We start from the raw sequence: 12848 nt of genomic DNA, 5'->3' as shown, positions 1-12848 counted from the left end.
GCGCCGCGTGTCCATCGCAGAACTACGATGGTCACGGCCATTCTGCGACAGGCTCTATGTGGCGCTCAATCCATACGAGAACTATCACCGCGCCTACTACCGTGCGGCTCGCAGCGGCCGGATCGCGACGATCGGCTGGACCTACCGGTCGGTGAAACGCGGCGGGCGGCCTTCCGCGTGCGCGGTCCGCGCCTCGCGGTAGTCGTCGCTGGAGAAGAGCCCGGTCTGGGCGACGAGCTCCGCGCGCGTGCCGCGCCGGACGGCGTCGGCCGAGAACTGGTCGACGAGCTGTTTCGCCAGCGCCAACGCGAGCGGCGGGCCGTCGGCGAGACGTCGCGCGAGGTCGAGCGCCGCTTCGTCCAGCTCCTCGGGCGGGACAACGATGTCGACGATCCCCCAAGCCTTCGCATCGTCCGCGCCGATCCGGTCGCCGGTCATGATCAGGAGCTTCGCGCGCGACGGCCCGGCGAGCATGGTCAGGAGCTGCGTTCCGCCGGTGTCGGGCAGGATCCCGAACCCGATCTCGGGGAAGCACATCTTCACGTCGCTCGCCGCGACCCGGATATCCGCGCGCAGCGCCAGCTCGAACGAACCGCCGAAGACGTATCCTTTCAGCGCGGCGATCACCGGCTTCGGCGTCTCGCTCAGGCGCAGCGCGTCGTCCTGCGCGCGCCGGACGAACTCGTAATCGGTCTCGCCCTTCGCGCGCTGCCCGAGCTCGGTGACGTCCCTCCCCGACGAGAACGAAGCCCCCTCACCGCGGATGAGGATGCAGCGCGCGTCCGGCTCGCCGATCGCCCAATCCAGCGCGCGGGTCCAAGCGTCCATCATCTCGTCGTTGAACGCGTTGTGCTTCTTCGGGCGATTCAAAGACAGAACGGCGACACGGTCGACGAGATCGCGGAGGACCGCCTCGCTCATCGTGGACTCGCGTCGACGCCGCGCCCGAGGTACGCCGACCGCAAGATGTTCGGGTCGTCCCGGAACGCCTGCGCCGGGCCGTCGGCGACGATGCGTCCTTTCTCCAGCACGTAGACGCGGTCGGCGAGCCGCAGAGCCAGTGGAACGAACTGCTCCACGAGCAGGATCGCGACGCCCTTGTCCCGGATGCGCGACAGCACGCCGAAGAGCTCTTGGACCACCCGCGGCGCCAGCCCGAGCGACAACTCGTCGACGAGTAGCAGGCGCGGCCCGGCGAGAAGCGCTTTCGCCAGCACCAGCATCTGCTGCTCGCCGCCCGAGAGCGAACCGGCGGGCCGGCCCGAAAGATCCGCGAGCCGCGGGAACGTCTCGCCCACCAGCGCCCGGTCGGCGTCCAGCTCCGGGCCGGGCTTCCGCGCATACGCCGCGACGGCCAGGTTCTCGCGCACGCTCAGGTCGGGGAAGATGGCGCGCCGTTCGGGGACCTGAACCAATCCCCGACGGACGATCTCGTACGGCTCGAGTCCGCGGAGATCCTCGCCGTCGAACACGACGCGCCCGCGCGATAGAACCACGCCCGAGATGGCGAGCAGTGTCGACGACTTGCCGGCGCCGTTCGCGCCGAGCAGCGCGACGACCTCGCCGGGCGCTACCTCGAGGCTGATCCCCTGGACCGCGCGCGCGGGACCGTAGGCGACCTCGAGGCCGTCGACGCCGAGCATCGGGTCAGGCAACCTCGTCCCCCAGATACGCAGAGATCACGCGCTCGTCCGAGCGAACCTCGTCCGGTGTTCCTTGCGCGAGCATCCAGCCGAAGTCCATGACGTAGATGTAATCCGAGATCTCCATGACCACCGTCATGTCGTGCTCGATAAGGAGCACCGGCGTCTCGAGGAGGTCGCGGATCCGCTTGATCATCCGGTTGAGATCCTCGGACTCGCGGGAATCGAGCCCTGCCGAGGGCTCGTCGAGCAGGAGGATCCGCGGCTCGATGCACAGGGCGCGCGCGATCTCCGCGATCCGCTGGATCCCATACGGGAGCGCGCGGCAGGGCATGTCGGCGAACTCCTCGAGCGCGACCGCTGCGATGACTTCGTTGGTCCGCTCGCGCGCGAGCTTGCGGTCGATGCGGGCGCCGAGCGATCCGGTCAGCGCCGCGAGGACACCGCTCCGGCCGCGGAGGTACTGCGCGACCTCGAGGTTGTCGCGAAGCGTCATCCGTCCGAACAGACGTCCGGCCTGGAACGTCCGAGCGAGCCCGCGTCGCGCGCGCTCGTGCGGCATCCCATCCAGTGGGCGCCCGTCGAGCAGCACGGTGCCGGCACTCGGCCGAACCACCCCGGCGATCGCGTTGAACAACGAGGTCTTGCCGGCGCCGTTGGGGCCGATCAGCGCGACGATCTCTCCATCGGACACCTGAAGGTGAGCGTCGGCCACGGCGCGTACGCCGCCGTACCGGACCTCGATGCCTCGCACCTCGAGGACCGGCGTGCCGCTGATCGTCTTGGTCATCGCGGCTTCCCGATCATCGCCGCGGTTGCCAGCCGCGGTGCGGCGCCGCGCCGGAACGCGAACCGGATGCGCGATCCCAGTCCGGCGAGCCCGGAGGGGGAAACGAGCAGCGTGAGAACGAGGCCGACCGCCGACACCAGCTGGACGCCGTCCTCGATGTGGAGCGGCCCCAGGAGCTCGGGCGAGAGCGCGTACATGCCGCCGGCTATCGCAGCGCCCCATGGCGACTCGATCCCGCCGATGACCGCGAGCGCCAAGAGGTTGAACGAAACCAGCGGGTGGTATTGGTCGATCGCAACGATCTGGAGCTTGTAGGCGAAGAGGCATCCGGCGAGGCCGGCGATCGCGCCCGACATCGAGAACGCTGTCAGCTTCTGCAGCGTGGTGCTGATGCCGAGCGCCGCGGCCCCCTCCTCGGAGTCGCGCACGCCGAACAGCGCACCGCCGGAGCGGAAGCGTCCGAGGTTGCGCACGGCGAGGAAGACCGCGGCGGCGACGGCAAGCAGGAAGTAGACGAACCGGTGCCCCTCGGTGAGATCGGCTCCGAACAGCGTCGGCGTCGGCAGGATCGAGCCGTCGAGCCCGCCGGTGAACGTGGTCCACTGGAACAACGTGTTGTAGGCCAGCACGCCGAACGCCAGCGTCATGATCGCGAGCAGCAGTCCCCGCAAGCGAAGCGCGGGAAGGCCGACGACGGCGGCGAACGGTACGAGGGCGATCGGCGTCAACGCGACGACCAACGGAAACGGAAGATCGGCTCGGGTCGCGAGGTTCGAGGCCACGAACCCGCCCATCCCGAAGAAAGCGGCTTGAGCCAGGGAGACCTGCCCGACCCAGCCGGTCAGCACCACGAGCGACAGGGCCAGGAGCGAGAAGATGATCCCGGTCTCCAGGAGCGACGTGTGGAACACGCCGAGGAACGGGATGATCGCGGCGACGGCAACGCCGGCCACGACGCCGTTCCGCAGCGATCCCCCGGCCCGCTTTACCGGCAGATCGCTGAGCGATGCGCTGGCCCCGGTGAGGAACCCTTTGCGCGCAAGGAGGGCGAAGAGCACGATCGCGAACGGCACCATCTCCGGGAGTCCGACCGCGCCGCTGTACCGGGACAGCACGCTCTCGACGACCCCGATCGCGATCCCGGCTCCGAAGGCCAGCGGGAAGCTGATCAGCCCGCCGACGACCGCGGCGGCGAACGGCTTGACGAGGAAGAAGACCGAGACCTGGAAGGTGTCGAGGAAGAGCAGCGGCGCCAGCAGGATCCCCGCGATGCCGGCCAGCACCGACCCCCAAGCCCACGAAAGCGTCTGCAGCCGATGAACGGGGATGCCGGCGAGATCCGCCGCCAGTCGATTCTGCGACGTCGCTCGGATGGCCGTGCCGATCTTCGTCCGGGTGAGCAGGAAGCCGCTGATGATCGCGATCGCTGCTGCGATGGCGATGATGGCGAACTGGTTGATGGTGATGTTGACGCCGCCGATCGAAAGGCGCTTCGTCGAGAAGAACGGCTCGACGAACCGGGTCTCCTTGCCGAACATCCGAGCGAGCGACCAGAGCAGAACACCGGAGATGCCCAGCGTCGCGATGACCTGGCTCAGGATCTGCTCGGGCCCGATCTTGCGCATGATCCGCTCGATGCCCACACCGAGGAGAGCGGCGACGGCGAGTGCCAGCGCGAGCGCGATCGCCGCGGGAACGCCGCGCATCGCCCAGAGCTCGTAGAAAACGAAGGCGGTCGCCGTGGCCACGGCGCCTTGTGCAAGGTTGAGCGCTCCGGTCGTGCGGTAGATGAGCACGATGCCGAGCGCTGCGAGCGCGTACATCCCACCGACCGGGATGCCGCTGATCGCGAGATCGAGCACGCGGTTTCCCTAGACGCCCGGCACCTCGCGCCTGTTCAGCGGAGGCGTTCCTCGATGAGGGATCGTCGCCGGGGCGCGATCACTCCGGCGAGCACGAGCAGACCCCCAACGGCGATCGCGCCGTAGAGGGCAGCGAAACTATCGAGTGACTTCGCGTCGCTCAGGACGAGCCTGCTGAGATCCACGACCCGAGATCCCGGCAGAGCGGCCGGCGGCTGCGCGATGACGCCGGACGGCGGCGTGAAAACGGAGCCACCAGAGTCGACGGGCGCGGGGACGAACGGCGCCGGAGCAACCGGCGGGATCGAGGGAAGCGCCGGCGGCAAGAATCCGGCAAGGAGCGTCGAGGAAGTCATCGCGCGACCGAGCACGATCTCGATCCTGTTCGCCTGCGGGGACGTGAAGATGATCTTCGGCCCGGTCGCGATCGCGACCGACCGTTCCGGACCGGGCTCGAGCGTGAGCGTGCTTGGGGCGATGAGCTCGATCCCCGCCTGGAGCAGGCCCTCCTCCAGTTGCTGGAGGTCGAGCGGAACGGCCTGGTCGGTGAGCTGGATCCCGTTCTCGGTGAGAGCGATCGGCATTCCGGCGATCGATCCTCCTTCAACCAGGACCGTCCCCCGGGCATCTCCCGCTCCGCCGTCGGCGGTCGCGGTCGACGTCAGCGTGATCGAATCGAAGGTGATCAACCCCGCGATGCTGACCGAGCGGAGGATCGTCGTTGCCTCCGTGACGGAACGTCCGGAGATCTTGGCGACCCGGATGCGGGACGTCGACGACTTGATGTAGGTCGCCGGCGCGGGCTCGATACGCGTCAGCGTGGTGAACGCGTCGAGGACGGGCCCTTCGGCCAGGTGGGCCTCCATCGTTCCCACCTCAACCTGATCCGTCGGCGTCGTGAGCGAGGCCTCGGCGTCCTTCGGCGGTTGTCCCGTGATCGACGCGCGCGCCCTCGAGAGGATGGAATCGTAGTCGACGTCGGGTCCCGGGGTCAGGGCGTTGACGGCCCCGGGGAGGTCGACGTACGGGCTATATGCGACGGCCGCGATGGCCCCGGAGGACCCGCTCCGGTCGACGTCCCCCGACGCGTATCCGAGGTAGAAGTCCGCCGTTCCAAGGGTCGCCCCCTCGAAGAACGTCGCATCATCGGAGTACCTGGCGAACACGCTGCTGGCCGACGCCGAGCCCGCCGCGATGCCGCTGGTGTCCACCTGGGCGAATCCCGTTACCGCGCCGGGCCCGGCCATGAGCATCAACGCGGCGCAGGCCGCGCACGCGGAGAGGCGTCGCAGCCTCATTGATCCTCGAGGGAAGCGGCGACCGGTTCCGCCACCGGTTCCTCGGCTCCGTCGCGGAGCCGCGGCAGCGAACCGCCATTGGCGTTGCGCCGGCGCGCAGCCGCGGCGGCGGAGAGCGACACTTTCAACTTGCTGTTCTCCGAGAGCGCGGAAACGAGGAGATCGATCGTGGACTCGAGTGTGCGCTGGCGATCGCCAAGCTCCTTGACCTCACGCTCGATGCGGCCTTGCCGGGTCATGTGGAGCAAGAACGCGCCGGTGGCGATCAAGGCGAGGCCGCCGATCCCGCCGCTCGCCAGATAGGGGATCTGCTCGACGACAGAGTCCTGAGCACGCAGGCCGACCCAGCCGCCGATGACGAAGCCGAAGCCGACTCCGATAAGGATGACGCCCGCCAGATCAAGGTTCCGACGGAAGTCCATGTCCCACCCCGCTCCCTGCAGTTCCGAGCGGCCGGCTCGGGACCGGCACAAAGTCAATTGTATAACTTATATAACTGTGAGCTTCAGCCCGTCAAGGCCCCGGCGCCCTTGCTCAGCCTACGGGCCGGGGGTGCGGAGGGGAACAGGCTGACCGAGCTGGATCCGAGCTAAAAGCGGTGATCCGGCCGAAGCACCGGCCCGAGGGCTAGGTGTAGAACTCAACGAGCTTCTTCGCGCCGTCCCCGTCGATGAACCACTGTCCGAGCGACTCCATGTGGCTACGCCAGTGTGCCTCGGCCTGCGCGGCGTTGCCCTTCTCGATCAGCTGCACGAGCTTCTCGTGGGACCGGTGCGCGCGGCGAACCTGCTCTGGCTGGGTCGGCGTGGTGGCCGCATCGCGCAGGAGCTGAGTGGTATGACGATCGATGATGTCCGCGATCATCGCGGCGAAGATCGCGAGGGTGTAGTTCCCGGCGAGCTCGACCACCTGCTCGTGGAACCGGGCGGCGGCGTGACCGAACGCCACGGGGTCGTCCATCGCCGCCGCCTCTTCGTCGAGCGCCTTGCGGATCGCCGCCAGCGCACGCTTGGACTTCTGGTTGGACAGCAACGCCGCTGCGGGGGGCTCGACGACCAGACGCGCTTGGAACACGTCGCCGAGCGTTGCGCCGCGCAACTGCAGGAGGAGCCCGGCGTACTGCGCGGCGACCTCTTCCCTGGGGATGCGGATGCGCGCGCCGCCGCGGGAGCCACGACGGATCGTGATCAGTGACTCGGCCTCGAGGACGCGGAACGCTTCGCGAAGGGTCGGTCTGGATATCCCGAACTGCTCCATCAGGGCGGTCTCGGGCGGGAGCGCATCGCCTTCCTTGAGCTCACCGCGAACGATCCGCCGGCGGAGCTCGGACGCGACGAGCTCGGCGGTCTTGGGGACGCGTACGCGTTCGTTGGTCACGAGACGCTCGGTAGCGTGCAATTCACCAACCGATTTGCTCATCGCACTCATTATACACAGTGCATTACTGCGCTTCGGGGGCGGAAACCTCGGCGGTTGCGGCCAGAAGCCGCGCCGCCCAGCTGCCTTCTTCGGTCGCTACGACGGCGATCCACGGAGCCGGCGGAAGCCGTCGCACAGCGGCAGGCCAGGAGCGATCGACGCGCGCGACGACGCGGATCCCGGTGGCGGCCGCCTCGCCGCCGGCCGCGAGGGCCGCCGCTCCGTCTGCCTCCTCCGGGTCGATCACCAGCGTCCGATCAGGATCGGCTGCCCGGACGGCGCGCTCCACGTCCTCGCGGGAGCGGCAGACGATCGCGCCGTCCGCGTCGAAGGGGCCGTCCGCCCATCCCGGTTGCTGCGCCTCCGCCAGGACCGGGATCCGCCGGTGGGAGTCGCAGTACGCAAGGAGCGTCTCGACGCGCGGGTCCGCGATGGGTGTGATACGAGGGACGATCCCGCGATAGACCTCCCCCGAGGAGCCGTCGATCGAGAGCTCGTCGCCCTCGGTAACCGTTGTTGCGCCGAATCGGGCCCCGGCGTCGCCGACCACGAGACCGGCCACGCCGCACACGGCCGGCCGGTCCATGCCGCGCGCGACGACGGCCGCATGGCTCGTCCGCCCGCCGTGCGCTGTGACGATCCCGCGCGCCGCGATCATGCCCGCGACGTCGTCCGGGCTCGTGAACGGCCGGACGAGGATGACGTCCGTGCCGTCGGCCGCGATCTCCTCGGCCCGCGATGGGGTGAGCGCCACGCGTCCGACCGCGGATCCCGGGGATGCGGGCACGCCGCGCCCGATGAGCTCGCGCGGCGCGTCGGGGTCGAGCACGGGCGCGCGCAGATGGAGCAAAGCTGAGGGGTGGATCCGCGTGATGGCCTCGGCCGGGTCGATGACGCCTTCTGCGATCATCTCGGTCGCGATCCGCACGGCGGCGACGCCGGTCCGCTGGCCGACGCGCGATTGGAGCACCCACAGCCGCCCCTGCTCGACGGTGAACTCGATCTCGCACATGTCGCGGTGGGCATGCTCCACGACGTCGAGGGCTCGCGTGAGCTCGACGAACGCTTCGGGGGCGATCGCCCTGCATTCGTCGAGGGACCCGACGTCGTGTTCGCCGGCGACGACGTCGTCGCCCTGCGCACCGGCGAGGAAGTCGCCGTACGGCGACCGGGCGCCGGTGGCCGGATCCCGGGTGAACGCGACGCCGGTTCCCGACCTCTCGCCGAGGTTGCCGAACACCATCGCCTGTACCACCACGGCGGTGCCGAGGTCGTCGTCGATGCCCGCGTACCGGCGGTACTTCTTCGCGCGCGGGCTCTCCCACGAGGAGAAGACCGCGGCGATCGCTTCGTCGAGCTGTGCGCGCGTGTCCTGCGGAAAGGGCTTCCCCGAGCGCTCTTCGATCAGCGTCAGCAAGGATCGCACCGACCGGCGGAGGCCGTCCGCGTCCCCGGGGGAGCCGGCGATAGCCTCACTCAAAGCCGCGGCCTCTATCCCGCGCACGGTCGCGCCGTATGCGACGAGGAGCCGGACGTAGCAATCCCAGGCGAAGCGCTCGTCGCCCGTCGCGCGAGCGAGGCCGTCGACGGTCGCGTCGCACAATCCAAGGTCCAGGATCGTGTCCATCATCCCCGGCATCGAAACCGGCGCGCCGGATCGCACGGAGACCAGCAGGGGAGCATCGGGATCACCGAGCCGGCGGCCGACCGCTCGTTCGACGTCTGCGAGGTGCGCGTCGACGGCGGCGCCGATCGCTTCCGGCAGACGACTCTCGTGAAGATATCGGCGGCAGACGTCGGTCGAGATGATGAAGCCGGGTGGGACCGACAGCCCGAGCCGCCTCATCTCGACGAGGCTCGCCCCTTTGCCGCCGAGCCGGGTGACGTCGCCGGGATCGGCGTCGTCGAACGAGACCACATCCGCGCGCGTCGTCGTGGCCATCAGAAGCTTCCCTCTTGCACGCGATCGCGCCCCAGGCTCTGGATGAGATCCTCGTGACATTCGAACCACACCGTGTGGAACGAGTCCACCGTCACGCCGGTGAAGAACCGTTCGTCGCCGGCGCGGAGCTGCTCCAGCGCGGACGTCAACCGGCGCTCGTACGAGCGGAACCGGGGAACCACCCCGGCGGCCGTGATCAAGATCGCGGCCGCCTCTCCGAGCAGCTCGGCGAGCTCCTCGATCGCTTCCCATCGGCCGGCCCGGTCGTCGGTCGCAAGCTGCTGCCACGACGTCGACAGTGCCTTCACCCGATCGTTGAGCCGAAGGAAGCCCTCGTAGATGGGCGTGAGCGATGAGACGATCTCCGGAGTGCGTTGGGCGGCCATCTCGTCGGCGTGGCGCGCGTGACCTTCGGGCGTCAGCGACCACCCGGTGAGCCGGGGCGTCTCGCGCAGGCGTACGAGGCCTTCCCCGGTCAAGCGATCGAGTTCCGCCTGCACGTCCCCGGAGGAGCGCTCGACGAGCTCGGCAAGGAAGTCGAGCGCGACGATCCCCTTGAGTCGCAGCGCGTGCAACACGTCGAGGGTCACGGCGTGAGCTCTCCGGTCGGTCGCACGACCACATGGTTGAGCGCGATGCGTTCCGGTCGGAAAAGTATGAACGTTACGATCTCGGCAAGCTCCTCGGGAGCCATCGGCGTATGCGTTCCGGTCACCGGCCTGGTGGCCGGCCGCCCTTCCTCCCGTACGGCTCGGTCGCGCAGCTCGGTGGCGATGTCGCCGGGTTCCAGCAGGCACACGCGGATCGACCGCGGCGCCAGCTCGAGACGCAGCGAATCCGCGATCGCGGCGACGCCCCGTTTCGCTGCGGAGTAGACGCCGGATATCTCGTGGGGACTCACGGCGGCGGTCGATCCGACGAGGAGGACGTCCCGTGGCCCCTCGTCTGCGAAGTGTGGGAGCGTGGCCCGGATCGTCGCGAGGACCCCGAACAGATCCACATCGAGGAGCTTCCGCCACGAGGCCGGGTCGCCGGTCGCGATGTGACCGACGAGCGCATGGCCTGCGTTCGCGACGACCGCGTCCAGCCCGCCGAACGCTGCGGCCGCTTTGGCGACGACATCGTTCAGTTCTTCATAGTTGGTCACATCGCAGGGGAGCGCCACCGCGTGCGCGCCGAGCTCCTCCGCCAGACCGTCGAGGCGTTCGGCGCGTCGTGCGATCATCGCAACGCGCCCGCCCGTCGAAACGATCGAGCGAGCGATCGCCGCACCGATCCCGCTCGAGGCACCCGTGACGACGACTCGCCGGCCAGCGAGGACGGCCGGCATGGCCGGATCCCTCATGGCGCGGCACCAGGCTCGTCGTTCAGCATCCCGGTGAGTTCTGCCACCGTCTTCAAGTATCCCTCGACCAGCTCGAAGAAGACGTCTCGCGCGGATCGGATCGCGTTCATCCGGCCGACGATCTGCCCGACCGGGGTTCCCGCCAGGTTGTCGTCCTTTGAACGCTGCATGCGTTGCTCGGCTTCCTCGAACAGGACGGCTTGCAACGGGGCCGGCAGCGTGCCGGGCGAGTCGGGGGATGCCCATGCCTCGGTCCACGGTGTGCGGAGCATCCGGATCGGCTTTCCCGACCACGAGCGCGAGCGGACGGTTTCGTTGCTCCGCGCGGCGAGAAGCTTCTGCACCAGCGCCGGCGGCGTGTCGCTCTCTCGCACCGTAAGCCACACCGAACCCGTCCAGACGCCGTGGGCTCCAAGCGCCATCGCGGCGGCCACCTGGCGGCCCGTTCCGATCCCCCCGGCCGCCAGCACCGGCGCGGGGTGAACCGCGTCGACGACCTCGGGGACGAGCACCATCGTGGAGATCTCGCCGGTGTGCCCGCCGGCCTCGGTGCCTTGCGCGATGATCACGTCGACGCCGTCGGCGACCTGCTTGACCGCGTGCGCCCCGGTGCCGACGAGCGCTCCGACCTTCATGCCACGCTCGTGCGCAAGGTCGACCACATCCTTCGGCGGAGGACCGAGCGCGTTGACGACCAGGCCGACCGGATGCGCGAGCGCGACCTCGAGTTGCGAGCGGGCTCCCTCGTGGGTCAGCCCGAGGAAGCGGCTGGCCGGTTCCTCGCCGGTTGGCAAGGGAGGGACGTCGTGTCGCTCGAGGAACTCCGCCACGAAACGGCGATGCCCCTCGGGGATCATCTTGTTGAGCTCTTCCGCCATCCGATCGAGCCCGACCCCCGCATCCACGTACGAGGCGGGCATGAGGACGTCCACGCCGTAGGGCTTGCCGCCGACGTGGGAATCGATCCAGCTCAGCTCGATCTCGAGCTGCTCAGGGGAGAACGCGGCCGCACCCAGAACGCCCATCCCGCCGGCGTTGGTGACGGCGGCGACGACATCTCGGCAATGGCTGAAGGCGAAGATCGGGAATTCGATCTCGAACAGGTCGCAGACGGAAGTTCGCATTATCCGCTCTCAGTTCGTTCCCGGCCCGAGTCGGGCGGCCGGGGAAGACGTCATGCGTGGATGCCGTGGAACAGCGGCCCGACCACGACCCACTTGCCACCCTTCACCTCGAGCGCGCGCACCAGATCGACGGGCATGTGCAGATACCCGGGATGGGCGTTCGGCTTGAAATTGAAGTCGGGAGAAACCCCGCCGGTCGAGAAGCTCACGCCCGATTCCAGGTATTTGACGAGCTGAGCCTGGGTCACGTTGGGGCCGAGGGCGCGCATCGCCGTGACGAAGAGATGCGCGCCGGTGCATCCGACGATCGTGAAGTACTGGGTGTTCGCGTCGGGGAAGAAGCGGTTCATCGCGGGGCCGCACAGCGCTTCGTACTCCGGCGAGTTGATCCCTGTGAACGGCGACACGCTGTGCAGGCCCTCGGCGAGCCCACCGAGCGCCTCGACGACCACCTTGTCGTCGGCGAGGTTCGCCGTCACGGAGACCAGCGGATCCCAATCCTGCTGGTTCATCGCCTGAACGCACTTCACGACACCGAGGTTGTCCGTCAGCATGAAGACGGTATCGGCGCCGCCGTTGCGGGTCCGCGCGTTGAGCACCTGAGGAGAGCAGTTGGCTCCTCCCGCTTGCAGCTCGCCCCGATACGTGACCGTTCCTCCGAGAGCCTCGAGCGCGCGGCTCGCCCCGTCCGCGCAGAGTCGCGCGGTGTCGATGTTGATGTAGAGCAGGGCGACCCGCTTCGAACCCCGGCGTTTCATCGCGTCCTGCATCTGACCTTGGACCTGCCGTTCGCACGGCGCGTAGGTGTTGTAGATCAGCTCTTCGTTGTACTCGCGTCCGTCGGTCCCCGTGCCCGGAACGGCAGGCGTCCCCGACTTCCGGATGTCGGGGAGCGCCGCGATCATCGTGAACGGGGAGAGGACGCCCGAGATCGCGAAGACCTTGTCCTGCTCGATGAGCTTCTGGATGAGTGCTCTTCCCTGCGCGGGGTCGAACTGATCGTCCTCGACGAGGAACTGGATCTTGGCGCCGTTGATGCCGCCGCGCTCGTTGATGTACGAGTAGTACGACGCCAGGCCCTCGTAGTACGAGCGTCCGATCGGCGCGATCGGGCCGGTCAGCGGGAACACGCCGCCGAGCTTGATCACGCCGCCCTGTACCGCGGTCTGGGTGCCGACCTTCGAGGGGGGAACCTGCGGGCCGGTGGCCGGCCCCGAGACGCCGGGGCCGCTGCTCGGGGCGATCGATGGACCGCCTCCTGCGGGCAGGGTCCCCACCGCAGTCGGCTGGGATCCAGGGCCGAAGGAGACGAATGCCTGGTCCGCAGTGGGCGGGTGGTACGTGCCGCCGCACGATGCGAGAGAGAGGACGCCCAGGAAGAGGAGCGCAGTTAGCCTCGACCGCTTCATCGGCGTCTCCTTCGTT

The 12848-nt window shown here is 68.8% G+C and carries 12 protein-coding genes; all 12 read right to left on the bottom strand.

What is annotated here, in order from left to right; translation table 11 throughout:
* Positions 1-141: 141 nt before the first annotated feature.
* Entirely contained in the window at positions 142-921 is a 780-nt protein-coding gene (locus WEB06_07250) for an enoyl-CoA hydratase/isomerase family protein (GenBank protein ID MEX2555409.1), read from the bottom strand.
* The gene (locus WEB06_07245; GenBank protein MEX2555408.1) at positions 918-1655 is read right to left on the bottom strand and encodes an ABC transporter ATP-binding protein; all 738 of its coding nucleotides are present in this window, start codon (positions 1653-1655) and stop codon (positions 918-920) included. The genes WEB06_07250 and WEB06_07245 overlap by 4 nt, the downstream gene beginning before the upstream one ends.
* Positions 1648-2433: an ABC transporter ATP-binding protein gene (locus WEB06_07240; GenBank protein ID MEX2555407.1), complete on the bottom strand. Its 786-nt coding sequence runs from the start codon at positions 2431-2433 to the stop codon at positions 1648-1650. Before WEB06_07240 ends, WEB06_07245 begins: the two co-directional genes overlap by 8 nt.
* Positions 2430-4295: an ABC transporter permease gene (locus WEB06_07235; protein ID MEX2555406.1), complete on the bottom strand. Its 1866-nt coding sequence runs from the start codon at positions 4293-4295 to the stop codon at positions 2430-2432. The genes WEB06_07240 and WEB06_07235 overlap by 4 nt, the downstream gene beginning before the upstream one ends.
* Positions 4296-4330: 35 nt before the next feature.
* The gene (locus WEB06_07230) at positions 4331-5593 is read right to left on the bottom strand and encodes a hypothetical protein (protein ID MEX2555405.1); all 1263 of its coding nucleotides are present in this window, start codon (positions 5591-5593) and stop codon (positions 4331-4333) included.
* Complete coding sequence (locus tag WEB06_07225) at positions 5590-6015, bottom strand: hypothetical protein (GenBank protein MEX2555404.1); 426 nt, start codon at positions 6013-6015, stop codon at positions 5590-5592. Before WEB06_07225 ends, WEB06_07230 begins: the two co-directional genes overlap by 4 nt.
* 205 nt (positions 6016-6220) lie before the next feature.
* The gene (locus WEB06_07220) at positions 6221-7012 is read right to left on the bottom strand and encodes a GntR family transcriptional regulator (GenBank protein ID MEX2555403.1); all 792 of its coding nucleotides are present in this window, start codon (positions 7010-7012) and stop codon (positions 6221-6223) included.
* A 22-nt stretch (positions 7013-7034) separates the two neighbouring features.
* Positions 7035-8954 (bottom strand): pyruvate, phosphate dikinase, encoded by a 1920-nt coding sequence (locus WEB06_07215; GenBank protein ID MEX2555402.1) that lies wholly within the window; start codon positions 8952-8954, stop codon positions 7035-7037.
* Positions 8954-9544 carry a hypothetical protein gene (locus WEB06_07210; GenBank protein MEX2555401.1) on the bottom strand — a complete coding sequence of 197 codons (591 nt, stop codon included), beginning with the start codon at positions 9542-9544 and terminating at the stop codon, positions 8954-8956. The genes WEB06_07215 and WEB06_07210 overlap by 1 nt, the downstream gene beginning before the upstream one ends.
* Positions 9541-10284, bottom strand: coding sequence for an SDR family oxidoreductase (locus WEB06_07205; GenBank protein MEX2555400.1), 744 nt, complete (start codon positions 10282-10284; stop codon positions 9541-9543). Before WEB06_07205 ends, WEB06_07210 begins: the two co-directional genes overlap by 4 nt.
* An 11-nt stretch (positions 10285-10295) precedes the next feature.
* Positions 10296-11423, bottom strand: a complete 1128-nt coding sequence (locus WEB06_07200) for a nitronate monooxygenase (protein ID MEX2555399.1) — start codon at positions 11421-11423, stop codon at positions 10296-10298.
* Positions 11424-11473: 50 nt separating this feature from the next.
* Positions 11474-12832: an ABC transporter substrate-binding protein gene (locus tag WEB06_07195; GenBank protein ID MEX2555398.1), complete on the bottom strand. Its 1359-nt coding sequence runs from the start codon at positions 12830-12832 to the stop codon at positions 11474-11476.
* Positions 12833-12848: the final 16 nt, after the last annotated feature.

Source organism: Actinomycetota bacterium (genome assembly GCA_040905475.1).
Lineage (GTDB): Bacteria > Actinomycetota > AC-67 > AC-67 > AC-67 > DATFGK01.
Note: the sequence above shows the minus strand (reverse complement) of the source record. Positions and strands in the feature narration are given on the sequence as shown.

Coding starts and splice junctions, on each gene's coding strand:
- WEB06_07230 (MEX2555405.1), bottom strand. CDS start 5,593: ATGAGGCTGCGACGCCTCTCCGCGTGCGCGGCCTGCGCCGCGTTGATG.
- WEB06_07220 (MEX2555403.1), bottom strand. CDS start 7,012: ATGAGCAAATCGGTTGGTGAATTGCACGCTACCGAGCGTCTCGTGACC.
- WEB06_07225 (MEX2555404.1), bottom strand. CDS start 6,015: ATGGACTTCCGTCGGAACCTTGATCTGGCGGGCGTCATCCTTATCGGA.
- WEB06_07195 (MEX2555398.1), bottom strand. CDS start 12,832: ATGAAGCGGTCGAGGCTAACTGCGCTCCTCTTCCTGGGCGTCCTCTCT.
- WEB06_07215 (MEX2555402.1), bottom strand. CDS start 8,954: ATGGCCACGACGACGCGCGCGGATGTGGTCTCGTTCGACGACGCCGAT.
- WEB06_07240 (MEX2555407.1), bottom strand. CDS start 2,433: ATGACCAAGACGATCAGCGGCACGCCGGTCCTCGAGGTGCGAGGCATC.
- WEB06_07250 (MEX2555409.1), bottom strand. CDS start 921: ATGAGCGAGGCGGTCCTCCGCGATCTCGTCGACCGTGTCGCCGTTCTG.
- WEB06_07205 (MEX2555400.1), bottom strand. CDS start 10,284: ATGCCGGCCGTCCTCGCTGGCCGGCGAGTCGTCGTCACGGGTGCCTCG.
- WEB06_07200 (MEX2555399.1), bottom strand. CDS start 11,423: ATGCGAACTTCCGTCTGCGACCTGTTCGAGATCGAATTCCCGATCTTC.